At 67.0% G+C, this 23,202-nt stretch carries 20 protein-coding genes and 1 tRNA gene; 9 read left to right on the top strand and 12 right to left on the bottom strand.

The annotated features are described in order from the left end of the window. Positions 1–960 carry a methyltransferase gene (locus ABD927_RS01930; RefSeq protein ID WP_345245749.1) on the top strand — a complete coding sequence of 320 codons (960 nt, stop codon included), beginning with the start codon at positions 1–3 and terminating at the stop codon, positions 958–960. A gap of 61 nt (positions 961–1,021) precedes the next feature. Here ABD927_RS01930 and ABD927_RS01925 read toward each other — a convergent pair whose 3' ends face one another. Together ABD927_RS01925 and ABD927_RS01920 are read right to left on the bottom strand one after the other, a co-directional pair. Next, on the bottom strand, positions 1,022–2,218 hold the full coding sequence (locus ABD927_RS01925; protein WP_345245747.1) for a mandelate racemase/muconate lactonizing enzyme family protein: 1,197 nt from the start codon (positions 2,216–2,218) through the stop codon (positions 1,022–1,024). Positions 2,219–2,225: 7 nt separating this feature from the next. Beyond that, positions 2,226–3,200, bottom strand: coding sequence for a tripartite tricarboxylate transporter substrate binding protein (locus tag ABD927_RS01920; RefSeq protein ID WP_345245745.1), 975 nt, complete (start codon positions 3,198–3,200; stop codon positions 2,226–2,228). Between the two features lie 243 nt (positions 3,201–3,443). Between ABD927_RS01920 and ABD927_RS01915 the strand changes: the two genes are divergently transcribed. Continuing rightward, positions 3,444–4,367: a LysR family transcriptional regulator gene (locus ABD927_RS01915; RefSeq protein WP_345245743.1), complete on the top strand. Its 924-nt coding sequence runs from the start codon at positions 3,444–3,446 to the stop codon at positions 4,365–4,367. Positions 4,368–4,546: 179 nt separating this feature from the next. Here the strand turns inward: ABD927_RS01915 and ABD927_RS01910 are convergent. Beyond that, positions 4,547–4,636 (bottom strand) — tRNA-Ser (locus ABD927_RS01910). Between the two features lie 136 nt (positions 4,637–4,772). On the opposite strand from ABD927_RS01910, the gene ABD927_RS01905 reads away from it, so the two are divergent. Beyond that, on the top strand, positions 4,773–6,065 hold the full coding sequence (locus ABD927_RS01905; RefSeq protein ID WP_345245741.1) for a dihydrodipicolinate synthase family protein: 1,293 nt from the start codon (positions 4,773–4,775) through the stop codon (positions 6,063–6,065). 1 nt (position 6,066) lies between these two features. Here the strand turns inward: ABD927_RS01905 and ABD927_RS01900 are convergent, their stop codons facing one another. From ABD927_RS01900 to ABD927_RS01890, 3 genes are all read right to left on the bottom strand, one after another. Further along, the gene (locus ABD927_RS01900) at positions 6,067–7,077 is read right to left on the bottom strand and encodes a Bug family tripartite tricarboxylate transporter substrate binding protein (RefSeq protein ID WP_345245739.1); all 1,011 of its coding nucleotides are present in this window, start codon (positions 7,075–7,077) and stop codon (positions 6,067–6,069) included. 72 nt (positions 7,078–7,149) lie between these two features. After that, positions 7,150–9,129 (bottom strand): acetate--CoA ligase, encoded by a 1,980-nt coding sequence (acs, locus tag ABD927_RS01895; RefSeq protein ID WP_345245737.1) that lies wholly within the window; start codon positions 9,127–9,129, stop codon positions 7,150–7,152. 454 nt (positions 9,130–9,583) lie between these two features. Continuing rightward, positions 9,584–10,192, bottom strand: a complete 609-nt coding sequence (locus tag ABD927_RS01890; protein ID WP_345245735.1) for an OmpW/AlkL family protein — start codon at positions 10,190–10,192, stop codon at positions 9,584–9,586. A 196-nt stretch (positions 10,193–10,388) separates the two neighbouring features. Here ABD927_RS01890 and ABD927_RS01885 point away from each other — a divergent pair, with 196 nt between their 5' ends. From ABD927_RS01885 to ABD927_RS01865, 5 genes are all read left to right on the top strand, one after another. Further along, the gene (locus ABD927_RS01885; protein WP_345245734.1) at positions 10,389–11,018 is read left to right on the top strand and encodes a YqhA family protein; all 630 of its coding nucleotides are present in this window, start codon (positions 10,389–10,391) and stop codon (positions 11,016–11,018) included. 78 nt (positions 11,019–11,096) lie between these two features. After that, positions 11,097–12,623, top strand: a complete 1,527-nt coding sequence (locus tag ABD927_RS01880) for a fumarate hydratase (RefSeq protein ID WP_345245732.1) — start codon at positions 11,097–11,099, stop codon at positions 12,621–12,623. A gap of 235 nt (positions 12,624–12,858) precedes the next feature. Next, positions 12,859–14,046, top strand: coding sequence for a CaiB/BaiF CoA transferase family protein (locus tag ABD927_RS01875; protein ID WP_345245730.1), 1,188 nt, complete (start codon positions 12,859–12,861; stop codon positions 14,044–14,046). A 40-nt stretch (positions 14,047–14,086) separates the two neighbouring features. Next, positions 14,087–15,472, top strand: coding sequence for an MmgE/PrpD family protein (locus ABD927_RS01870; RefSeq protein WP_345245728.1), 1,386 nt, complete (start codon positions 14,087–14,089; stop codon positions 15,470–15,472). A gap of 59 nt (positions 15,473–15,531) precedes the next feature. Continuing rightward, positions 15,532–16,491, top strand: a complete 960-nt coding sequence (locus tag ABD927_RS01865) for a tripartite tricarboxylate transporter substrate binding protein (protein WP_345245726.1) — start codon at positions 15,532–15,534, stop codon at positions 16,489–16,491. A 6-nt stretch (positions 16,492–16,497) separates the two neighbouring features. On the opposite strand, the gene ABD927_RS01860 is transcribed toward ABD927_RS01865, so the two are convergent. Next, a complete protein-coding gene (locus ABD927_RS01860; protein WP_345245927.1) occupies positions 16,498–17,787 on the bottom strand; it encodes an MFS transporter in 1,290 nt (429 codons plus the stop codon). Between the two features lie 20 nt (positions 17,788–17,807). After that, positions 17,808–18,212 (bottom strand): heme-binding protein, encoded by a 405-nt coding sequence (locus tag ABD927_RS01855; RefSeq protein ID WP_345245724.1) that lies wholly within the window; start codon positions 18,210–18,212, stop codon positions 17,808–17,810. Positions 18,213–18,442: 230 nt separating this feature from the next. On the opposite strand from ABD927_RS01855, the gene ABD927_RS01850 reads away from it, so the two are divergent. Then, complete coding sequence (locus ABD927_RS01850; RefSeq protein WP_345245722.1) at positions 18,443–19,144, top strand: C40 family peptidase; 702 nt, start codon at positions 18,443–18,445, stop codon at positions 19,142–19,144. Here the strand turns inward: ABD927_RS01850 and ABD927_RS01845 are convergent. From ABD927_RS01845 to ABD927_RS01830, 4 genes are all read right to left on the bottom strand, one after another. Further along, entirely contained in the window at positions 19,098–19,487 is a 390-nt protein-coding gene (locus tag ABD927_RS01845) for a DUF2325 domain-containing protein (protein WP_345245720.1), read from the bottom strand. The genes ABD927_RS01850 and ABD927_RS01845 overlap by 47 nt on opposite strands. Before the next feature lie 151 nt (positions 19,488–19,638). Continuing rightward, entirely contained in the window at positions 19,639–20,583 is a 945-nt protein-coding gene (locus ABD927_RS01840) for a CysB family HTH-type transcriptional regulator (protein ID WP_345245718.1), read from the bottom strand. Between the two features lie 471 nt (positions 20,584–21,054). After that, positions 21,055–21,966 (bottom strand): HpcH/HpaI aldolase/citrate lyase family protein, encoded by a 912-nt coding sequence (locus ABD927_RS01835; RefSeq protein WP_345245716.1) that lies wholly within the window; start codon positions 21,964–21,966, stop codon positions 21,055–21,057. Between the two features lie 16 nt (positions 21,967–21,982). Further along, the gene (locus ABD927_RS01830) at positions 21,983–23,197 is read right to left on the bottom strand and encodes a CaiB/BaiF CoA transferase family protein (protein WP_345245714.1); all 1,215 of its coding nucleotides are present in this window, start codon (positions 23,195–23,197) and stop codon (positions 21,983–21,985) included. Positions 23,198–23,202 lie beyond the last annotated feature (5 nt).

Here is a 23,202-nt window from a genome sequence, read left to right as displayed (position 1 = left end):
ATGACCTGCAACAACGCCTTCGCCCCTGACAGCAGCCGGACCAGCGCACTGCTCGAACTGGTCCGGACCGTGGCGGCCACGGGGTATCGGTTCACCACCGTCACGCCCGCCACCCACCAGCGCGTCAATGCGCGACCGGACAACGCGTGGGCCCGCGGCCTGCGCGACGTTTTCGGCTGGAGCCGGCGCTTCGATCCGGCGATTCTGCCGGCCGGCCTGTTCGACCTGATGCAGCAGGCCGGCGTAGCGGCGCGGGACGGCGACGGATGGCTCAGCCGGGTACGGCTATCGACGCTGGACGGGCAGCTGTATCTGCATTCGGCGTATCCGACGATCGACGAGCACTCGGTATTCTTCGGACCGGACACCTACCGATACGCCGACGCCATCCGCCAATGGCTCCCGACATGCACGGCCGCCATTCGCCGTGCCGTGGACATCGGCTGCGGCGCGGGCCCCGGCGCGATCGTCGTCGCGCTGGCAACGCCCGAAGCGCAGGTATGGGGAGTCGACATCAATGAGGGGGCGCTGGCCCTGGCCCGCGTCAATGCGGTGCTGGCCGGCGCATCGAACATGACCGCCAGCCGCAGTGACCTGCTGCGGGACATCGAAGGCGAGTTCGATCTGATCGTCGCAAATCCGCCCTACCTGGCGGACCCGCAGGAACGGGCATACCGGCACGGCGGCGGGCCACTGGGGGCGGGGCTGTCGCTGGCGATCATCGATGCGGCGATCGGGCGATTGGCGCCCGGTGGCACGCTGCTGCTTTACACCGGCGCGGCGATCATCGATGGCGACGACCCCCTGCGCAACGCTGCAGTGGAGCGGCTGAGCCGCGCCGGACTGGCCTGGACCTACCGGGAGATGGACCCGGACATCTTCGGCGAGGAATTGCTGAACCCGGCCTATGCGCAAACCGAGCGGCTTGCGGCGGTGGTATTGACGGCGACGAAGCGTTGAGCCAATCGTCGGTGCAACCAACACGCAACCGGCACAGCGACCAGAGAGACGGCAGTCTCGGTCAGCGCACGACAGATGCGCTCTGTAGATAAGGTTCCAACGCATCGAGGTCGACCTCGATCCCGATGCCAGGCGCATCGGAAATAGCGGCGGTCCCGGCGCCAATAGTGAGGAATGGCGGAGAAGACGAATTGCGGACGAGATTCTGGGTAACATCGATCTCGAGAATCCCGTCTCCTGCGGCCAAGAGCAGGTGGGCGGCAAGTGCGCCGCCAACGTTCGATCCGAAAGCATGAGGACAGTATCTGCGCCCCTTGGCTTGCAGTTGCAAGGCCAAGGGAAGAATCCCGGTTACGCCTCCCCACTTTCCCAGGTCAGGCTGGATCACGTCGAGCCATTCGGCGCAAGCCTGAAAATCCGCCAACGAGAGCAGGTTTTCGCCTCCCGCCAGGGGGCTGGCCGACGCCCGCGATAGCTGCAGCCATTCATCCCGCGAGCGCTCCGGGCCGATGGGTTCTTCGATCCAGCCCAACGTCACCGCCGACAGCTGGCCGATCGCCTTGAGCGCCGTCTGTGGCGTCCAGCCGCAATTCGCGTCGATCATCGCCAATTCGTCCGCGCCGAGGCCGCGCGCGAATTCGATGATTTGAGGAATAGTCACCTCGTCGTCGAATCCCGCCTTCAACTTGAACGCACGAAAGCCAAGGCTACGCAAGCGATCGAGTTGCAGGCCATCGATGTCGGGTCTGACGCCGCTGGCATAAATGGGAATCTTCCGATTGCGTCCGCCAAGCAGTTCGTAGAGCGGCTTGCGCTGTCTGCGCGCCGCAAGATCCCATAGCGCGCAGTCGAGGCCGGCGACCACCTGCGCAACAGGGCCAGGCTCGCCGGCCAGGCGCTGCACCGGCAGCAAGGCATGCTCCAGGCGCGCGCAAAACGCAGTCGGGTCATCGAAGGTCTGTCCCACGATAGCTGGCGCCGCGATACGCTCAAGCAGAAGGGCGCGGTGGGCCGCTCCATAAGAAGGCATTGCAGACCAGACTTCTCCCCAGCCCGTATGCCCGCTATCGTCAGTAAGGGAAACCAGTATCGTGCTTCGCTCGGCTACCATGCCGAACGACGCTCTCATGGGAGGGGACAGCGGAGCCAGGTAGACGAAAATGCGCGCTTCTGCGATAAAAACCGCATCGTTGAACAACCCGCGCATGTCAGGCTTCGCGTCAGGGTTGGCGTCCGTTGTCGTGTGATTGAAGTCCACGTATATCTCAGTTCTCAATGCGCAGGTTCGGCGAGGCCTCGACGGTTTTACGCCATAGGTCGGCGTCTGCGTGCCAAAGCTTTTCGAAATCGGATGCGGACAGATCGCCGGCATCCAGGCCTGAAGACTTGAGCAGCGACACCGCTTCCGGATTTTTCAACGCCCGCGCCAGCGAATCGCCAACTGCCTTGATGTTGGCGGCGGGCGCGTCCTTCGGCGCGAATACGCCGCCCCAGGCTGTGACGACGAAGTCGCCGACGCCGGATTCGATGATAGTCGGTATATTAGGGGCGAATGCGGACCGCTGGCGGCCGGTCATTGCAATTCTTCTCAGCTTGCCGCTGCGAACCAACGGTTCGGTTGCCGCGATCGTTTCGAACAGCATGTCCGCATTGCCTGCGGCGACGCCGACGGCGGCCGCGACGCTGGTATTGAAATTGACCGAGTAGAGGTCCGTCTGCGTACGTTGCTTGAAAAGCTCGAGCGCGGCTTGTGAAATATTCCCTGGAGCCGAGTAGGCGGCCGTCACCGAGCCCGGTTTTTCTTTCGCCTTCTTGACGATGTCTGCGACCGACTGGAACGGCCCGTCGGCACGAACCACCAGGCTCTGGTCGGTCTTGTACAACTGGCCGGCAGGCGAAAAATCGGTTATCGCCTTCGCCAGGGCCTTGTAGACGAACGGGCTCAGGGCCATGGTGCCCGACGGCGCCACGAGATACGAATATCCGTCATGAGGACTGTTCAGCACGTCGTTCATCGCGACAACGCCGTTCGCTCCGGGCCTGTTATCGACAATGATGCTTTGGCCGAGGTCCGCCGACATGAACTTGGCAGCGATGCGGGCTCCGATGTCCGGCGTCGAACCAACGGCGCTGGGGATCACGAATCTGATTGGTTTCGAAGGAAAGCCGCCAGAGGGCGATTGGGCCCACGTATTTACGGCGATCAAGCCTAGCAAAAGCGGAAGATGTGAAAAGCGCATTGCCGTCTCCTGTTCTTGGACTCTTCTTCGTTCAAACCGGGAACTACTCCTGCATCGGACTCAGATCAAAGGGACATCCCGCCATCGCGCCCGCCCATCCGGGGGGTGCTTATTGGTTGATGTGAGCCGGCTCCGCGCGGGCCGGCCTGTACGGGGGAATGTTGTCTCATCGGCGTGTTTCCCGCCAATACCGAAAAGGTCTCCCGTGATATGCTCCATGTATCGCCTGCCGTGAGCGAAAATATGAGAGACCTCGATCTTCGCGTCGTGAATCAGTTCCTGGCGATTTCCGCTGCGGGGAGTTTTCGTGGGGCTGCGGAGGCGCTTCACATGTCCCAGCCCCCCTTGAGCGTGGCCATGAAGCAGTTGGAAGAGAAACTCGGCTTTTCTCTTTTCACTCGCTCCAATACCGGCATTCGAATGACCGAGGCTGGCGCCGCCTTTGCTTGCGAAGCGCAGAGAATTCTTGAGCAGGCAGACAGGGCCATATCCGTGGCCAGCGCAGTGGCGGAAGGTCGCGCCGGCGCGTTGCGTATAGCCTTTAACAGCACCGCGATGATGGCCTTCCTTCCTGCCGCCATTCGTGCTTTCCGCAAGGCTTTTCCCGACGTCACGGTGACGCTGACGGAAGCGATATCTTCTGAAACGGCTCGTTTGGTCGGCAACGGACAGGTTGATCTGGGGTTTCTGGTTTCGCCAATGGAGTTGATGCCGAACGTTGGCAGCGAACCGATCTACGACGACATTTTCCTCGCCGCCCTTCCTACCGGACATCGGCTGACTGCAAAACCCCAGGTGTCGCTGCGCGATCTGGCCGACGATCCGATGGTCGGCTTCACCAATGAGAAAGCCCCGGTATTCAGGAGGCTGATCAATTTGGCGTGTTATGAGCAAGGATTCGAACCCAATATCGTCCAGACGGGCTCTCACATCCATACCCTGTTGTATCTCGTCGCCGGTGGCGTAGGCGTCGCCCTTCTTCCTTCCGTTATCTCGAAATTCGCCTACGACGGCGTCGTGTTCAAACCTTTGTCGCCTCGGTCGGCTCTGCTGAGCATCCGGATGGATGCGATTTATCCCAGCGGCAATGCCTCGCCGACAGTGGCCGGCTTTATGTCGATATTGAAGGCGAAGATGCCATCGTCCGGGCGCAGCACCGACGCTTGAACACGGCCTGAGGGCCATGATGCTGGAGGGTGCTGGTATCTGGCGATACCAGCAGAACTAGCCAACAAATCTGCCGGATCCGGCTGGACGGTCGTGGATCGCACCGGCATAAAAAAACCCCGCAGAGCTTGGTTCTACGGGGTTTTCCGGACTTCCCAGGACTTGCCTGGATCAATTCTTGGCGGACAGGGTGGGATTCGAACCCACGATACGCTTTCACATATACACGCGTTCCAGGCGTGCGCCTTCAACCACTCGGCCACCTGTCCTTGCGCTGATGCCGATGTAACCCGGCTCGACGGCAGCCTGCTAGTCTACCAGATTCTGGTGATCCCCGCCGTGCCTCAGGCATGTGCCACGCATGATGGTGCAATGCACCAAAATTGTCCACGCAGAACACACGACATGGCCGTGGCCCATTGGCGGACCGCACGGTACATGGGAAGGGAATTTTCGCCGATTTGGCGGAGGGAGGAAGCGTTTTGCAGCGAAGGAGCAAAACCGGGAAAAGCCAGCACTGATGCGAGTAAAATCGCCACGGCGGCCGGCGCATCCAGACGCCGGCCGCTCGGGCTCTTTGCTTTTCTACACACTGCAGGGGTTTTGTCTCCTCCACTGCATATCCATATTCTGCGCCTGGCTGATGTCGGGCACACTAGGTATTCACCCCTATTTGGTGCGCAGCGCACCATGCTTCCCGACTCGCAACTGCACCATTCCGGTGCGCGCACAGGCGATCCGAGGCAATTCAGGACAAGAGGAACCCGCATGAACGACCCCATCGAGGCCCGCGAAAGAATAAAGGGACTGTTCAACATCACCATGACGCCTTTCGACAAGGACGGGGCGTTGAACCTTTCGGGGCTTCAGCAGAATGTGGCGCGGGCGCTGCATTTCGGCTACGACGGGCTTCTGATCGGCGGAACCTACGGCGAGTTCGCGACGATGTCGCCGGAGGAACGCCTGCGGCTTTTCAAGGCGGCCGTGGACGTCGTGGGCGATCGCGCGCCGGTGCTCCTGTGCACGGCGCACTCGGACCAGCGGGTGATCGAGGAACTGACCGCCGCGGCCGGCGGCCTGGGCGGCGTGCCGATGGTCATGCCGCCATATGTTTCGGAAATCACCCAGGCGCAGATCGTCGATTTCTTCCGCTGGATCGCGCCCCGCAGCAAGACGGGCGTCATGATCTACAACGCGCCCGGCACGGGGGTGACCATGTCGCCCGAAAGCATCGAGGAAGTGTCGGACATACCGGGAATCGTCGCGCTGAAGCAAGGCGACCTGAGCCCGTCGGTGGTGGACAGGCTGGCGGCAACCGTGGTGGGCAAGATCCGCGTCCTGGCCGCCTCCGACCTGGCGCTGCCCGCCCCCGTCGCCATGGGTTTCGACGGGCTCAGCTCCACCAACAGCGGCGCCCTGCCCGAACTCATCCTGGCCTGCTACCAGGCTTTGAAGAATGGCGAGACCGCGCGGGCGGCCCGGCTCCACCGCAGTTGGTATGCCCTGCGGGCCAAGGCGCGAGCCTTCGGCCAGCCGCAGACGACCAAGTCCGCCATGCGCCTGCGGGGCTGGGAATCGGCGGGATATGTGCGCAGGCCGTTGCAGGATCCGAGCGGCGACCAGGAGCGGCAGATCCTGGAGGCGTTGCTGCAGGCCGAGGCCGCATCCGGCCTCGACCTGGGATTGCCGCGCGGCTAGCCTATTCGGGCTTGATGCCGGCCTTCTTGATGATGTCGCCCCACATCTTGGCCTCTTCCTTGATCCGCGTGTCGAACTCGGCAGGGGAACTGGCGACCACGATGGCACCCATCTGGACCAGTTTTTCGTGCACGGCCGGATCGTGCATCGCGCCGACGAAGGCCTTGGTGATCTGGTCCAGTATGGGCGCCGGCGTGGCGGCGGGCGCGACCAGCCCGTACCAGTTCGAATAGACGGCGTCCGGGTAGCCCGCCTCGACGATGGTCGGCACGTCGGGCAAAAGCGGCGAGCGGGCCGTGCTGGTGATGGCCAGCGCCTTGACCTTGCCGGCCTTGACCTGGGGCAGCAACACGGGCAGGTCGAACATGCCCATCTCGACCTGCCCGCCCATGATGTCGGCGATGGCCGGCGCGGCGCCCTTGTAAGGCACGTGCAGCATCTTGATCTTGGCCACGCTCATCAGCAGTTCCGCCGCCATGTGGGGCGGGCCGCCGAAGCCCGCCGACGCGAACGAAATCTTGCCGGGGTCTTTCTGCGCCATCTGGACGAAGGTCTTGAGGTCGTTCGCGGGGAAGGAGGGCGTGACCGCGATGATGGCCGGCACGCGGACAGCCTCGGTGATGGGGGCGAAGTCCTTCACCTCGTAGCCCGGGTTCTTGTACAGGAAGGGGTTCATCGACAGCACGCCGGCCGTGCTGAACAGCAGCGTATAGCCGTCCGGGGCCGACCTGGCGACGTAGGCGGCGCCGATGTTGGCCGAGGCGCCGGGGCGGTTCTCGATGATGACGGACTGCCCCAGGGTCTGGGCGGCCCGTTCGCCGATGATTCGCGCCACCGCGTCGGTCGGGCCGCCGGGCGGAAAGCCGACCACCAGCTTGATGGGCCGCTGCGGATAGGATTGCGCCGCGGCCGGCGCGCCCCACATGGCTGCCGCGGCCGACAGGACGCCCATGCCGAAGAGGGCGATGCGGGAAGGCCGGCCAGACGCCGCTCGCCCGGGTAGATGAAGCATGTCTATCTCCTGAGAACCTGATTCTTGTTGATGGTCGAAGAGACCGACGCGACGCCGGCCCCCCGGGGGGCGCTACAAGGACTTGCCCAGCTGCTCCAGGATCGCCGGATTTTCCAGCGTGGATACGTCCTGCGTGATTTCCTCGCCCTTGGCCACCACCCGCAGCAGCCGCCGCATGATCTTGCCGGAGCGGGTCTTGGGCAGGTTGTCGCCGAAGCGGATGTCTTTCGGCTTGGCGATCGGGCCGATCTCCTTGGCCACCCAATCGCGCAGTTCCCTGGCGATCCGGGCGCCTTCCTCGCCTTCGGGCCGGGCGCGCTTGAGCACGACGAAGGCCACCACGGCCTCGCCGGTCAGGTCGTCGGGGCGCCCCACCACCGCGGCCTCGGCCACCAGCGGGTGGGCCACCAGCGCCGATTCGACCTCCATCGTGCCGAGCCGGTGGCCGGATACGTTGAGCACGTCGTCGATGCGGCCCATGATCCAGAAATAGCCGTCGGCGTCGCGGTTGGCGCCGTCGCCGGCCAGGTAGTAGCGGCCGCCGAGGTCTTCGGGGTAGTAGCTCTTCTTGAAGCGCTCCGGGTCGCCCCAGATGGTGCGGATCATGGAAGGCCACGGGCGCTTGATGACCAGGAAGCCACCCTTGCCCAGTTCCACGTCGCCTCCGGCTTCGTCGACGATGGCGGCCATGATGCCGGGCAGCGGCAGGGTGCACGAGCCGGGCTTCAGGCCGGTCACGCCGGGCAGCGGCGTGATCATGTGGCCGCCGGTTTCCGTCTGCCACCAGGTGTCGACGACCGGGCAGCGGCCGCCGCCGACCTGGTTGTAGTACCAGATCCAGGCCTCGGGATTGATGGGCTCGCCCACCGTGCCGAGCACGCGCAGGCTGGACAGGTCGTAGTTGCGCGGATGGTGCGGGGGGCTGGCCTCGGCCGCCTTGACCAGCGAGCGGATGGCCGTGGGCGCCGTGTAGAACAGGTTGACCTTGTGCTTCTGGATCAGCTCCCAGAAGCGCCCGGCGTCGGGATAGGTGGGCACGCCTTCGAACACCACCTGGGTGGCGCCGGCGGCCAGCGGGCCGTAGGTGATGTAGGTGTGGCCGGTGATCCAGCCGACGTCGGCGGTGCACCAGTAGATGTCGTCGGGCTTGAGGTCGAACGTCCATTTGACGGTGAGCAGCGCCCACAGCAGGTAACCGGCCGAGGAGTGCTGCACGCCCTTGGGCTTGCCGGTGGAGCCGGAGGTGTACAGCACGAACAGCGGGTGCTCGGCATTGACCTGCACCGGTTCGCACAGCTCCGGCTGGCCCCGTTCGACGTCGTGCATCCAGACGTCGCGGCCGTCGTTCCAGGCCACGTCGCCGCCGGTGCGGCGGTAGACGATGACCTTGCGCACGGCTTCGCAGCCGCCCATCGCGAACGCTTCCTCGACCGCGGGCTTGAGCGGGATGCGCTTGCCGCCGCGCATCTGCTCGTCGGCGGTGATGACCAGCGAGGCGCCGACGTCGACGATGCGCTCCTGCAGGCTCTTGGCCGAGAAGCCGCCGAACACCACCGAGTGCGTGATGCCTAGCCGCGCGCAGGCCTGCATCGCCACCACCGCCTCGATCGACATCGGCAGGTAGATGATGGCGCGGTCGCCCGTCTTGTAGCCGAGCGCCTTGATGCCGTTGGCGAAGCGGCATACGCGCGCCAGCAGTTCGCGGTAGGAGACGCGGGTGGTACTGCCATCGTCGCTTTCGAAGATGATCGCGGTCTTGTCGGCGTTGCCGTTGGCCAGGTGGACGTCCAGGCAGTTGTACGAGACGTTCAGCTCGCCGTCGTCGAACCATTTGTAGAACGGCGGGTTGGTTTCGTCCAGCACGCGGGTGAAGGGCCTGCTCCACTGCAGGTTCTCGCGCGCCAGGCGCGCCCAGAAGCCGGTGAAGTCGCGCTCGGCCTCGTCGCATAGCGCCCGATAGCCGGCCATGCCGGAAATATTGGCCTGCGCGACGAAGTCTGCGCGGGGCTCGAACACCCGTGTTTCGGTCAGAACGGAATCGATGGTCGACATTGCCGCAGTCCTTCTGTTCGTGGAGGGGCGCCGGTGGGCAGCCGATATTCTGCGCGCGAGCGTTCCGGCGTCGCGCACCGGCGGGATCGATACGATAGCTTACCGAATCGATGCCGCACACATTGCCGCACCGCACCATCCCTCCCCCCCCCCCCCCCCACAACAGCAACTGCCCCATCCAGGATGCGGCGGATCCGGCTCCGCCGGTCCGCCCGCATCGCCCCCTTGAGGGGGAGCGGCCGCAGGCCGCGCGGAGGTGGGCTTCCCTTCCGGTCCGCCCGCATCGCCCCCTTGAGGGGGAGCGGCCGCAGGCCGCGCGGAGGTGGGCTTCCCTTCCGGTCCGCCCGCATCGCCCCCTTGAGGGGGAGCGGCCGCAGGCCGCGCGGGGGTGGGCTTCCCTTCCGGTCCGCCCGCATCGCCCCCTGGGGGGCGCGCGTAAGCGCGTAGGGGGGGGTCAAAAACGGCGGCCTACGCCGATGCCGACGATCCAGGGGTCGATGCGCAGCCGGCCGATGTCGGCGCCGCCCAGCGAAGCGTCGGTGCGGATCCAGATCTTCTTGACGTCGGCGTTGACGAACCAGTCCTTGTTGATCTGCACGTCCACGCCTGCCTGCAGCGCCGGCCCGAAGCTGGTGTGCTCGATGCCGATGTCCTGGCCGCCGGCCGCCAGGCCGTTGTCGTAGAAATAGGTGAAATTTAGGCCCGCGCCCGCGTACGGCCGCACCTTGCCGGCCGGGTTGAAGTGGTATTGCAGCGTGACCGTGGGCGGCAGCAGGCTGACCTTGCCGACGCCGCCGAAGGCCGAGGTGGTCACCTTGTTGCGGGTAGTGGCCAGGATCAGTTCGGCGCCGATGTTGTCGGTGAACATATAGGTGAAGTCGAGCTCGGGCACCACGTTGTTGTCGACGTCGGCATTGATCGCGTCCAGCGTGCCGCTGGCCGAGACGTCGGGCAGGACGCCGAGGGCGCGGGCGCGCACGATGATGTCGCCGGGGGCGGCCGCGGCCGCCCCCCCGCAGGCCAGCAGCGACAGGGCGACGGCGAGTTTTCCGATGCGTTTCATGATTCTTGCCTCTTGTTGGTTGAGCGCAGTCATGGTGGCACCCGGAACGCGCGCCCGATTTGAGCGAGGTCAAAGGCCGTCCGCGGCGGCGCTCCCGGGGGGCCGCGCCACGCGCCCGCCATCGGGCGCGACGGCGTTCGGGCTTACAATCCCGCGCGGCTGACTTCTTTTCGTGTTTCGAGCAAACCAGATACCCATGTCCCCAGACCGCAAGCCCGCCCCGCTCGCGCCGCCGCCTGCGCTGCGTCCCCTGCCCCAGCTCATCTTCATGAGCCGCTGGCTGCAATTGCCGCTGTACCTCGGCCTCATCCTGGCCCAGGGGCTGTACGTCTATCATTTCTGGGTCGAACTGGTGCACCTGATCGAGGCGGCCTTCGGCAACGGGAAGGCCATTGCCCTGCTGGCCGAATCGGTGCTGCCGTCGGTGCCCGAATCGGCGGCGCCGGACAAGCTGACGGAGACCACCATCATGCTGGTAGTGCTCGGCCTGATCGACGTGGTGATGATCTCGAACCTGCTGATCATGGTGATCGTGGGCGGCTACGAGACCTTCGTCTCGCGCATGGGGCTGGAAGGCCATCCCGACCAGCCCGAATGGCTGTCGCACGTGAACGCTTCGGTGCTGAAGGTCAAGCTGGCCACGGCCATCATCGGCATCTCGTCGATCCACCTGCTCAAGACCTTCATCAACGCCGCCCACCACGACGTCAAGACCATCGCCGCCCAGGCCGGCATCCACGTCGCCTTCCTGCTGTCGGCCATGGCCATCGCCTATTGCGACCGCCTGATGGCCTCGGCGGCGCGCGACGACGCGGCGCACCTCTGATGCGCCCCGCCATTCCCGTTTCCCCCCGCGGCGCGGCATCCTGCCGAGGCCGTTCTGCCTAGTCACACCGGAGTGCCCATGACCACCGTCATCAAGGAAGAAGACCTGATCCAGTCGATCGCCGACGCGATCCAGTTCATCAGCTACTACCATCCCGTCGACTACATCCGCCACCTGGCGCGCGCCTATGAACGCGAGCAGAACCCGGCGGCCAAGGACGCGATCGCGCAGATCCTGACCAACTCGCGCATGTGCGCCGAGGGCAAGCGGCCCATCTGCCAGGACACCGGCATCGTCAACGTCTTCCTGAAGGTCGGCATGGACGTGCGGTTCGATACCCGCCTGAGCCTGCAGGAGCTGTGCGACGAAGGGGTCCGGCGCGGCTACCTGAACCCCGACAACCCGCTGCGCGCGTCGGTGCTGGCCGATCCGCAGTTCGAGCGCAAGAACACCAAGGACAACACGCCCTGTGTGGTCAACGTCGAGCTGGTGCCGGGGAACACCGTCGACGTGCAGGTGGCGGCCAAGGGCGGCGGCTCCGAGAACAAATCCAAGTTCGTCATGCTCAATCCCAGCGATTCGCTGGTCGACTGGGTGCTGAAGACGGTGCCGACGATGGGCGCCGGCTGGTGTCCGCCCGGCATGCTGGGCATCGGCATCGGCGGCACCGCCGAGAAGGCCGTGCTGATGGCCAAGCAGTCGCTGATGGACGACATCGACATGTACGAGCTGCTGGAACGCGGCCCGCAGAACAAGCTCGAAGAGCTGCGCATCGAGCTTTACCACAAGGTCAACGCGCTCGGCATCGGCGCCCAGGGCCTGGGCGGGCTGACCACCGTGCTCGACGTCAAGATCAACATGTTCCCGACCCACGCGGCCTCCAAGCCGGTGGCGATGATCCCGAACTGTGCGGCCACGCGCCACGCGCACTTCACGCTGGACGGCTCCGGCCCGGCCCACCTGCAGGCGCCGTCGCTGGACGAATGGCCCGACGTGCAATGGGCGCCCGACTACAACAAGTCCACCAAGGTCGACCTCGACACGCTGACCGCCGAACAGGTGGCGTCGTGGCAGCCGGGCCAGACCCTGCTGCTGTCGGGCAAGATGCTGACCGGCCGCGATGCCGCCCACAAGCGCATCCAGGACATGCTGGCGCGCGGCGAGAAGCTGCCGGTGGACTTCACCAACCGCGTCATCTACTACGTGGGCCCGGTCGACCCGGTGCGCGACGAGGTGGTCGGCCCGGCCGGCCCCACCACCGCCACCCGGATGGACAAGTTCACCGAGACCATGCTGGCGCAGACCGGCCTGATCGCGATGATCGGCAAGGCCGAGCGCGGGCCGGTGGCGATCGAGGCGATCCGCAAGCACAAATCGGCCTATCTGATGGCGGTGGGCGGCTCGGCCTACCTGGTGTCGAAGGCGATCCGCAACGCCAAGGTGGTGGGCTTCGCCGACCTCGGCATGGAAGCGATCTACGAGTTCGACGTGCAGGACATGCCGGTGACGGTGGCGGTCGACGCCAACGGCACTTCGGTGCACGAGACCGGGCCGAAGACCTGGAAAGCGAAGATCGCCGACCTGCAGATCGTGCCGGTGGAGTAGACCCGCCCCTACGCGCTTCGGGCACGTAAACGATCGAACCGATGCGGGCCACCGCATCGGTGCCAGGCGCCCCTCTACCCGCCTGGCGTCCTTCCCTCCTTTTTTCTCCCCCATCGCTCCCGTCCTTGCGGCGTGCTTGACACCACTCGTTCGTTTTGTTTATAAAAATGAACGATATTCAATATATAAAACCGCGAGCCACGGCCCGCCGCGTTTCTTTCGGAGTCATCACCCCATGGCGGTCACCCCCTCCGCAACTGAGCCCGGCCTGCTTCCCGGCCCTCTGCACGGCATCCGGATCCTCGATTTCACCAACATGATGTCGGGCCCCTACTGCACCCGGCTGCTGGCCGACATGGGCGCGGAGGTGCTCAAGATCGAGCCGCCCAGCGGCGACCACAACCGCACGCGGCGCCCGGTGCGCCAGGGCTACAGCAGCTTCTTCGGCCAGATGAACTGCGGCAAGAAAAGCATCGTGCTGGACCTGAAGAGCCGGGACGGCCTCGACGCCGCGCTCGGCCTGGCCGCGCGCTGCGACGTGGTGGTCGAGAACTGGCGACCCGGCGTGGCCGACCGGCTGGGGGTGGGCTACGCGGCGCTGGCGGCGATCCGGCCCACGCTGGTGTACTGCTCGATCTCGGGCTTCGGCCAGAAAGGCCCCAAGGCCCTGCGTCCGGCCTATGCGGCCATCGTGCACGCGGCCAGCGGCTACGACCTGGCCCAGGTCGAATACCAGGGCGGCGGCCGGCCGGCCAATACCGGCACCTTCATCGGCGACGCCGTAGGCGGCATGGCGGCCTTCGCCGCGATCCAGGGCGCGCTGTTCCAACGCGAGCGCACCGGGCGCGGCCAATATATCGACGTCGCGATGCTCGACGGCATGCTCAATTTGATGGTGCACGAAGCGCAGGAAGCGCAGTCGCCGTCGGACGAGACCATGCGGGTCTACGAGCCGCTGGCCACCCGCGACGGCTTCATCATCGTCGCCCCCACCACGCACAAGAACTTCCTGGAACTGGCCGCCGCCGTGGGCCGCCCGGAATGGGCCGACGACCCGCGCTTTCGCCGCACCCGCGAACGCGAGGCCCACTGGCACGAGTTGATGCAGCTGATCGAGGAATGGACCTCGCAGCGTACCGGCGCCGAATGCGAAGCCGTGCTGCTGGCCGCCGGCGTGCCCTGCACGCGCTATCAGACCGTGGCCGAGACCCTGGCCGACCCGCAGTTGCAGGCGCGCGGCTCGTTGACCCGTATCGACGACCCGGCCGGCAGCTACCTGATCCCCAACGCGCCCTTCCAGATGCCGGGCGTGGACACCGCGCCGCGTAACCGGGTGGCCGCGCTGGGCGAGGACGGCGCCGCGGTGCTGGGCGAATTGCTGGGCTACGACGCCGACCGGGTCAGGCGCTGCGCCGGCGGCTGAGCCGGCGGCACGCGCCCGCCCCGATCTTGCGGAGACGACGATGGACGAGACGACTGCCCGACTGGTGGACTACGCGCTGGCGGCGCGCGCCGGCACGCCGCCGGCCGATGCGCGCGAGGCCTGCAAGCGCAGCCTGATCGATTCCTTTGCCTGCGCGCTGGGCGCCTTCGACACGCCGCTGGCCGGGTTGGCGCGCGGCACGGCGCGGCGTTATGCCGGCGCGCAGCCGGCGGCCTCGGTATGGGGCTGCGGCTGGACGACGAGCGCCGACATGGCGGCCTTCGCCAACGGCACGATGCTGCGCCTGCTGGATCTGTCCGATGCCTATCGCGTGCGCAGCGGCGGGCATCCGAGCGACGTGATCGCCGCGGTGATCGCGGCCGCCGATGCCGGGGGCGCGAGCGGCGCGGCCGCGATCGCGGCCGCCGTGGCGGCCTACGAGGTCTACTGTGGCTGTTGCGACTCCGTCGATCTGAACACCATGGGCTGGGACCAGCCCGTCTACGGCGTGGTGGGCAGCGCGATCGGCGCCGGCATGCTGTTCGGGCTGGATCGCGAGCAGCTGGGCCACGCGGTCGGCCTGGCCCTGGCGCCTAGTCTGGCGCTGCTGCAAACCCGGCGCGGCACGCTGTCGAACTGGAAGAACTGCGCCGGCGCCAACGCGGCGCGCAACGCGGTATTCGCGGCGTTGCTGGCGCGCGATGGCTTCACCGGCCCCGACGCCGTGTTCGAGGGCAAGAGCGGGCTGTTCGACATCACCGGCCGCTTCGACTGGGATCTGCCGGCCGCGCGCGGCCAGGCTCACCGCATCACGCGCGTCAACCTGAAGAACTTCCCGCTGTGCGCGCATGGCCAGGCCGGCGCCTGGGCCGCGCTGGAACTGTATCCGGCAGTGCGCGGCCGCGAGATCGTCTCGATCCAGGCCGACGTCTACGCGCAGACCCTGCACGAAATGGCCAGCGAGCCGTCGAAATGGGCGCCGGCCACCTCGGAAACGGCCGACCACAGCCTGCCCTATGTGCTGGCCGTGGGCCTGGCCGACGGCCGCATCGACGCCGCCAGTTTCCTGCCGTCGCGGCTGGCCGACCCGGCGCTGGCCGCGCTGATGCGCAAGACCGAAGTGACGGTCGATCCGGCGCTGTCCGGGCGTTTTCCGCAATCGTCGCCGTGCCGGCTGACGGTACGCACGGCCGACGGCGCCATCCATGTGGCCGAGATCGCGTCGGCCAAGGGGCATGCCGACCACCCGCTCGACGCCGCCGCCGTGGCGGCCAAGTTCCGGAGCCTGGCGCAGCCGCGCTGCGGCGGGCCGGCGGCAGCCGCCTTCCTCGACGCCATGCAGAGCCTGGAAGAGGCCCCCGACATACGCGCCGTGCTGGCCCTGCTGGCCGATACCGAGACGCGCTCGGCCGAGCCGCGGGCCTAGCGCGGACACCGCGCCGGCGGCGCGGCGGCCATGGGCCCGCATCAACGAGGAGAGGAGACGTGAACAAAACCATCGGACTGCTTGCGCTGCTGGGATGGCTGGGCGCCGCCCAGGCCGCCTACCCCGACAAGCCGCTCACGCTGATCCTGGGCTATACGCCGGGCGGCGCGGCCGACGCCGTGTCGCGCGTGATCGCGCAGGAACTGGGCAACGAACTGGGCCAGCAGGTGGTGGTCAGCAACCGGCCCGGCGGCGCCGGCGTGCTGGCCTCCGACCTGGTCGCCAAGGCGGCGCCAGACGGCTACACGCTGCTGCTGGTGTCGTCGGCCAATTCGGTGAACAACTCCATTTTCACCAAGCTGCCCTACGACCCGGCCACCGCCTTCGCGGCGGTCATGCAGGTCACGCACGAAGCCTCGTACGTGATGATCGTCAGCCCGCAATCGTCGATCCACACCGTGGCCGATCTCGTTTCCTACGCCAAGGCGCAGAGCGGGCCGATTTCGTATGCGTCGGCCGGCACCGGCGGCGGGCCGCACCTGGCCGGCGCGCTGCTGGCCAGCATGGCGGCGGTGCCGATGACCCACGTGCCGTACAAGGGCGGCTCGCCGGCGATGCTGGACGTGATGCGCGGCGAGGTGAGCTTCTATTTCTCCAGCGTGCCGACGGCGCTGGCGCAGATCCGCGGCGGCAAGGTGCGCGCCGTGGCGGTCAGCACCGCGCAGCGCTCGACCTTCCTGCCCGGTGTGCCGACGGTGGCCGAATCCGGCATGCCGGGCTTTTCGGTCTCGGCCTGGTACGGCATCGTGGTGCCGGCCAAGACCCCGCGCGCGGTGGTCGACAAACTGAACGCGGCGCTGTCGAAGGTGGTGGCTTCGCCGGCAGTGCGCAGTCAGCTGGCCGAACAGGGCGAACAGCCGGCCGCGGCGCAAACCCCGGAAGCGTTCCAGCGCTTCATGGATGCCGAGACGAAGAAGTACGCGAAAGTGGTGGAGATCGCCGGGGTCCAGCCGCAGTAGCGCGGCCTATGCGGTGGCCCGCCCCAGCGCCTCGCCGCGCCGCATGTCGATGCGCGCCAGCACCGCCAGCCCGGCCAGGAAGAACACGCCGGTGACCAGGATCGCGAGCCGGTGGTTGCCGGCCGTGATCCAGGTGACGGCGCCATAGGTGAGCGGCCCCACGATCGAGGCCAGCCGGGTCGCGAAGGTCCACAGCGCGAAGAACTCGGCCAGCCGCGCCGACGGCGCCAGCGCGCCGGTCATCGCGCGGCCCGCGCTCTGGCTGGAGCCCATGCATAGCCCCGCCAGCGTGGCGGCCACCCAGAAACCGGCGGCCGAGCGCGTGGCGTAGGCGATCAGCACCATCGCGATCCAGCCCGCCAGCGTGGCCCCCAGCGCGGCGCGGTGGCCGATGCGGTCCTGCACGAAGCCGAACGCGAAGGCGCCCGCCGCCGCGGCGATGTTGACCAGGAACACCAGCATCATGATCTGCGACTGCGAAAAGCGCATGACCTGCTCGGCATAGACCGCGGCCAGCGTGATGACCACCGCGATGCCGGCCTGGTAGAACACGCCGCACAGCAGCAGCATGCGGAAATCCGGGAAGGCGCGGGCCTCGCGCAAGGAAGCCGCCAGCCGCCGCAGCACCGCGCCGATGCCCTGCGGCCGGGCCGCGCCGGGCCGGGGCTGGGCCCGTTCGCGCAGCAGCGCGAACACCGGCAGCGAGGCCAGCGCGAACACGCCGGCCGTCAGCAGCATGGTGAGCGGCACGAACTCGGCCGCGCCCTGCCCGCGCGCCTGGGCCGAGATCACCACGGCCAGCGACAGGCCCAGCGTGAGCATGCCGCCGAAATAGCCGAAGCTCCAGCCCCAGCCCGACACCCGGCCCAGCGCCTCGGGCCGCGCCAGTTCGGGCAGGAAGGCGGCGACGACGGATTCGCCGATGCTGTAGCAGACGTTGGAGACGATGATCGCCGGCACCGCGATCCACAGGCCGCCCGGGCCGGCCCACGCCAGCGCCGCGGTGGCCGCCACGCAGCCGGCGGTGCTGAGCGCCAGCAGCCGCTTCTTGGCGGCGCGCGCGTCGGCCCAGGCGCCCAGGCCGGGCATGGCCACCATCACGATCAGGTAGGACAGCGACAGGGTCGCCGTCCAGGCCAGCGTGGCCCAGCTGGCGTTGCCCGCCACCACGCCGACGAAATAGGCGTTGAACACCGCCGTCAGCACGACGGTGGTGTAGCCCGAGTTGGCGAAGTCGTACAGCGACCACGCGAAAACCTCGCGCGGCCGCACGCCCTCGTTGAGCGCGCCGCGCATCCAGCGCACGGCGGGCCTGCTTACAGGCCGAGCGCGGCGATGCCGGCCTTGGCGATCTGCGCGTCTTCGTTGGACTTGACGCCCGACACGCCCACCGAACCGATGGTCACGCCGTCGACGATGATCGGCACGCCGCCTTCCAGCATGCCGTCGAACGGCGCCGACAGGAAGGAGGTGCGGCCGTTGTTGACGGTGTCTTCGTAGACCTTGGACTCGCGCTGGCCGAGCGCGGCGGCGCGGGCCTTGGCCGGGGCGATGTGGGCCGAAATGGGCGGCGCGCCGTCCAGGCGCTGCAGGCCCAGCAGATGGCCGCCATCGTCGGCGATGGCGATGGTCACCGCCCATTTGTTGGCCAGCGCCTCCGCCTCGGCGGCGGCGGCGATCTTCTTCACGTCTTCGGCGGTCAGCATTTGCCTGGTTTTCATCGTGCGCGTTCCGGGTGTGGATGAAGCCTGCGATTGTAGGGCCTGGCGGAGCCGGCCAGCTGCAACTCTGGGGCAAAAGACATTGACCCTGAAGGTTTCGAAAGGTATCTTACCGGGCAACCTGCAATCCCGAGTTTTAGGCCGACCCAGCGATGGCGCCCCCACCCCTCGACCCGAAACCCCGTGGAAGCCGGCCGTCCGGGCCGGCGGCAGGCACGCCTACATGCACGATGCTCGCAGCCGCCGTCCTCATCGCGGCGGGCCTGGCGGGCTGCGCATCGGTGCCGTCGCCGGGTTCCCCGCAGGGCCAGTCCGCACAGGAATTCTCATCGCCGCAGGCCGACGCATCGGCCCTGCAAGACACCCCGCTGCTGGGCAGCGATGCGCCCGCATGGCGCGGCCAGCGCCGCCCGGGCGCCGCGTACGGCCGCTCCTACCGGTTCGATCCCGGCGCCGCGGCCAGCCTCGACCCGGCCCGCATCCTGAACGGCGAGCTTCCCCCCGATACCCCGCACGACGCGTCGCCGGCCTCGTCCGAACTCAATGCCGAACTGGCCACGTATGCGCTGGGCTATCTGGGGGTACGCTACCGTTCGGGGGGCTCGTCGCCCGAATCGGGCTTCGACTGCAGCGGACTGGTGGGCTACGTGAGCCGGAAGGTGCTGGGCCTGAACCTGCCGCGCCGGGCCGAAGACATGAGCCATGTGGGCGAGCAGGTCGACATGGGAGATCTGCAGCCCGGCGACCTGGTGTTCTACAACACCCTGCGCCGGAAGTTCTCGCACGTCGGCATCTATCTGGGCGATGGCCGCTTCGTGCACTCGCCCGCCAGCGGCGGCCGGGTCCGCATCGAAAGCATGGACCTGGCCTACTGGAAGGCCCGCTTCAATGGCGCACGGCGGCTTGCCGCGGCCGAGGCGGCGCTACCCTGACCTCGGCCGGCTGCTCGGCACGCGCACACGCGGCACCGGCAGGCGCCCCGCATAGTCCACAGTTCTGCAGCGCCTGCTGCATCGAACACACCGACCGCCGGCACGCCACCACCTGGACCCCCGACCGCTGGGCCGCCTGACGGAACGCCTTCATGACGTTGTGGCCGAGGAAATCGGTCAGCAGGATCAACAGCTCGGTACCCGACGGCAGCTGCGGCGCCTTCTTCTGGTGCGACGGATCGCGGCCGCTGATGTGGTGGGTGATGGCGATGTTGTGTCCCTTGAGCAGATCCGGGATGTTGCCCAGTCGGTCCGCACCGACGATGACTGCACTGACGGCCATGAGGTTCTCCGGTTCTTGGCGGCAAGCGATATCAAATGATAATCATTCTCCTTGAAGAGTCAACATGAATGAGAATATTTCTCATTTGAATAAATGAATCGATCTGCCGGGAGGGATAGCGGCCGTGCATGCGTGGCGTGCCGGCCCATGGTCAGGCCTCGGCCGGCCTGATCGCTTCCTGCACGGTTTCGCGAGTCAGCGAGGGCGCCAACAGTTCGACGAAGGTATAGACGTAGTCGCGCAGGAAAATGCCCGACTTCATGCCGATGCGGCTGGTGTGCAGCCCGAACAGCCGGCCCACCGGCAGCCCTACCAGGCCGGTATCGCGCTTCGGGTCGTAGGCCACGCCGGCGATGATGCCGATGCCCATGTCGAGCTCGACATAGGTCTTGATCACGTCGGCGTCGATGGCTTCCAGCACGATGTCGGGGTGCAGTTCCTGCGTGCTGAAGGCCTGGTCGACGGCGCCGCGGCCGGCGAAGGCGCGGTCGTAGGTGATGATGGGATACTCGGCCAGCTCCTGCAGCGTGAGCTTCTTCACCTGGGCCGGCGTCAGCTGCGCCAGCGGATGGTCGGGCGGCACGACCACCACGTGCTCCCAGGTGTAGCACGGCAGCGTCACCAGCCCGGGGGTAAGCGCCAGCGCCTCCGTGGCCACGGCCAGGTCGGCCTGTTCATTGAGCACCATTTCGGCCAGCTGGCCCGGGCTGCCCTGGATCAGCGACAGGTGCACCTTGGGGAATTGCTTGCGGAACGCGGGGATGACCTGCGGCAGCGCGTAGCGCGCCTGGGTGTGGGTGCAGGCGATCGTCAGGCCGCCCTCGTCGCGGCGGGCGAACTCGTCGCTCACCTTCTTCAGGTTGTCGACCTCGCGCATGATGCGGTCGACGATCTGCGACACCGCCTGGCCGGGCTTGGTCAGCCCCTTGATGCGCTTGCCGTGGCGCTCGAAGATCTTGACGCCGAGTTCGTCCTCCAGCTCGATGATGGCCTTTGAGACCCCGGGCTGCGAGGTGTACAGCATGCGTGCGGCTTCGGTCAGGTTGAAGTCGCGGCGGACGGTCTCGCGGACGAATTTGAATTGCTGCAGATTCATGGATACACGCGCTTATGGATCATTGTTCTTGGAACGGCCGCAGCCATTCACGGCGACTTTGCCGGCCATTGTTCCAAATATGATATGGTAATAAGCGATGTTTTCTTAATTCTATATTGTAATTAGCATAGTCGGTTTTGGCGCAGTAGCAGGTGGCGTTGGCTGGTAGCGATGAAGCTTGGATTGGGCAATCAGGAGACGCCGCGCCATCGCGGCATCCATCGGCCGGCACGCAGCGTTCCGGCAGCTCTTCCGGCAACGCCGGCCAGGCCAAGCCCATGCCGCCGGGCGATACCGGCGGCTACCCTGGCATCACGCCGGAGAACAGCGCGCAGAATCATCCGGCCACGCCAGGGTCCAATAAAGCGGCGCGCGAGGGCCTCAAGGATGGCCATGGCCCGACGGGGAACGTGCCCAAGACGCCTCAGCCTACCGGCGGGGATGGCTCGGCGCCGCGGTGAACTGCGCCCGTCAGTGCGCGCCGCGGCTTTCCCTGGCCCGGATGCGGGCATCCACCTCTATCAGCCGCAGCGCCCGCTCGTAGATGGGATAGTCCACCATTTTTCCATCGACTTGCAGCGACGCCCGGCCGGCTTCGGTGGCCTGGACGAAGGCATCGACCACGCGCCGGGCCGCGGCCAGTTCGTCGTCGCCGGGCCTGAAGCCGGCGTTGAGCAGGGGCACCACCTTGGGATGGATGCAGGTGCTGCCGCGCAGGCCGAAGCTGCGCGAACGCGCGATCGCCGCGCGGTAGGCGTCGGCATCGTTGAAATCGGCCACGGAGCTGATCAGGCCCAGCGGCAGCAGGCCGGCGCAACTGGCGGCGATCACGCTGCGCTGGCGCGGATAGAGCATCGTTTCCGGCGTGGGAATGGAGCCGGTGGCGAGCGCGAAATCTTCCCCGCCGGCGATGATGGCCACGTTGCGCGAATGCGCCGCGGCGATGGCGCAGATCTGTTCCAGCGCGCCCGGCGACTCGACCGCAACGACGAAGCGGGTGTGGCCGACGCGCATTCCCTTCTTGCGCTCGATCCGGTCGGCCAGTTCGGCCAGCAGTTGCACATGCCCGGCGGACTCGGTTTTCGGCAGCACCAGCGCCCTGACCTCGGGCGCAATGGCGGCCTCGAAATCGCGCACGCACAGCTCCAGCGGCTGGTTGACGCGGACCAGCACGTCGGCGCCGCCGGCGCCCACCGCGCGCACGGTGCCGGCCACGCCGCCGCGCGCGACGTCCTTGGCGTCCAGGGGCACGCTGTCTTCGAGGTCGACGATGATGGCGTCGGCGCCGCAGGACGCCGCCTTCTCGACGAAGCGCGGCACGTTGGCCGGCACGAACAGCAGGGAACGCCAGACCGGCAGCTCGCTTTCTTCGTTCATTTTCATCACGGCTCCTGGCCGGCTAGATCACGCCTTCGGCCTTGAGGGCGGCGATCCGGTCCTGCGGATAGAAGCGCCCGTAGATTTCGTCGTTGTGCTGGCCGATGGCGGGCGCGGGCGTCCTCAGCCCGGCGGGCGTGCCGCTGAGCTTCGGCGCGGGCCCGTTCATCAGGATGGTGCCCAGTTCGTCGTCGGGCATCTCCACCACCATTTCGCGCGCCTGCACGTGGGGATCGGCCAGCAACTGTTCGATGTTGTAGACCGGCGCGGCAGTCACGCCCACCTTCTCGAAGAAAGCGATGTTTTCCGATAGCGTGCGCTGGCCGATCCAGCCGCCGACGATGGCGTCGACCTCGCCGCGGTGGGCGACCCGCTGCGCGGGCGTCTTGAAGTCGGGATGCTCGTTCAGGTCGGCGCGCCCGATGGCGGCGAACAGCCGCTCGGTCATGCGTTGCGTGGAAGCGGAGATCGCCACCCAGCCGCCGTCGCTGGTGGCATAGACGTTGCGGGGCGCGGACTGCTCCGAGGCCGAGCCGACGCGCTGCCGCTTCTTACCGGTGACGTTGAAGATGCCGGCCTCGGGGCCCAGCACCGTGAAGATGCTTTCGAACAGGCTCAGGTCGATCACCTGGCCCTTGCCGCCGTTGTGCTCGATCTCGCGCAGCGCGACCATGGTGGCCATCGCGCCGTACAGGCCGGCCATCATGTCGGCCAGCGCCAAGGGCGGCAGGACGGGCTCGCGGTCGGCGAAGCCATTGCGGTCGGCGAAGGTGGACATCGCCTCCACCAATGTGCCGAAGCCGGGCCGGGGCGCATAGGGACCGGTCTGGCCGAAGCCCGACACCCGCACCACGATCAGGTCCGGGTTGGCGGCCAGCAGCCGATCGGGGCCGATGCCCATCTGCTCCATGGCGCGATGGCGGAACGACTCGATCACGACGTCGAAGCCGCCGACGAGGTCGCGGATGATCCCCGGCGCCTGCGGCGATTTCAGGTCCAGCGAAATGCTCTTCTTGTTGCGGCCGTAGACCTTCCAGTACACGCTGTGGCCGTTCTCTTTCCAGTCGCGCAGCGTGTCGCCGCGGCCCGGCTGCTCGACCTTCACGACTTCGGCGCCGTGGTCGGCCAGCTGCAGGCTCAGCATGTTGCCCGCCACCAGGCGCGAAAAATCCAGGACCCGGATGCCGCGCAGCGGCCCTTGCAGCGACGGGTCGAAATCCTTCCTAGCGATTGCCATGACTG

Origin of the sequence: Pigmentiphaga soli (assembly GCF_039541095.1) — a bacterium.
In the GTDB taxonomy this organism is placed as follows: domain Bacteria; phylum Pseudomonadota; class Gammaproteobacteria; order Burkholderiales; family Burkholderiaceae_B; genus Pigmentiphaga; species Pigmentiphaga soli.
Note: the sequence above shows the minus strand (reverse complement) of the source record. Positions and strands in the feature narration are given on the sequence as shown.

Excerpts from the sequence above, each read along its gene's own strand:
- ABD927_RS01930 (WP_345245749.1), top strand. The coding sequence starts at position 1 with ATGACCTGCAACAACGCCTTCGCCCCTGACAGCAGCCGGACCAGCGCA.
- ABD927_RS01920 (WP_345245745.1), bottom strand. The coding sequence starts at position 3,200 with ATGCGCTTTTCACATCTTCCGCTTTTGCTAGGCTTGATCGCCGTAAAT.
- ABD927_RS01915 (WP_345245743.1), top strand. The coding sequence starts at position 3,444 with ATGAGAGACCTCGATCTTCGCGTCGTGAATCAGTTCCTGGCGATTTCC.
- ABD927_RS01905 (WP_345245741.1), top strand. The coding sequence starts at position 4,773 with ATGGCCGTGGCCCATTGGCGGACCGCACGGTACATGGGAAGGGAATTT.
- ABD927_RS01900 (WP_345245739.1), bottom strand. The coding sequence starts at position 7,077 with ATGCTTCATCTACCCGGGCGAGCGGCGTCTGGCCGGCCTTCCCGCATC.
- acs (WP_345245737.1), bottom strand. The coding sequence starts at position 9,129 with ATGTCGACCATCGATTCCGTTCTGACCGAAACACGGGTGTTCGAGCCC.
- ABD927_RS01890 (WP_345245735.1), bottom strand. The coding sequence starts at position 10,192 with ATGAAACGCATCGGAAAACTCGCCGTCGCCCTGTCGCTGCTGGCCTGC.
- ABD927_RS01885 (WP_345245734.1), top strand. The coding sequence starts at position 10,389 with ATGTCCCCAGACCGCAAGCCCGCCCCGCTCGCGCCGCCGCCTGCGCTG.
- ABD927_RS01880 (WP_345245732.1), top strand. The coding sequence starts at position 11,097 with ATGACCACCGTCATCAAGGAAGAAGACCTGATCCAGTCGATCGCCGAC.
- ABD927_RS01875 (WP_345245730.1), top strand. The coding sequence starts at position 12,859 with ATGGCGGTCACCCCCTCCGCAACTGAGCCCGGCCTGCTTCCCGGCCCT.
- ABD927_RS01870 (WP_345245728.1), top strand. The coding sequence starts at position 14,087 with ATGGACGAGACGACTGCCCGACTGGTGGACTACGCGCTGGCGGCGCGC.
- ABD927_RS01860 (WP_345245927.1), bottom strand. The coding sequence starts at position 17,787 with ATGCGCGGCGCGCTCAACGAGGGCGTGCGGCCGCGCGAGGTTTTCGCG.
- ABD927_RS01855 (WP_345245724.1), bottom strand. The coding sequence starts at position 18,212 with ATGAAAACCAGGCAAATGCTGACCGCCGAAGACGTGAAGAAGATCGCC.
- ABD927_RS01850 (WP_345245722.1), top strand. The coding sequence starts at position 18,443 with ATGCTCGCAGCCGCCGTCCTCATCGCGGCGGGCCTGGCGGGCTGCGCA.
- ABD927_RS01845 (WP_345245720.1), bottom strand. The coding sequence starts at position 19,487 with ATGGCCGTCAGTGCAGTCATCGTCGGTGCGGACCGACTGGGCAACATC.
- ABD927_RS01840 (WP_345245718.1), bottom strand. The coding sequence starts at position 20,583 with ATGAATCTGCAGCAATTCAAATTCGTCCGCGAGACCGTCCGCCGCGAC.
- ABD927_RS01835 (WP_345245716.1), bottom strand. The coding sequence starts at position 21,966 with ATGAAAATGAACGAAGAAAGCGAGCTGCCGGTCTGGCGTTCCCTGCTG.
- ABD927_RS01830 (WP_345245714.1), bottom strand. The coding sequence starts at position 23,197 with ATGGCAATCGCTAGGAAGGATTTCGACCCGTCGCTGCAAGGGCCGCTG.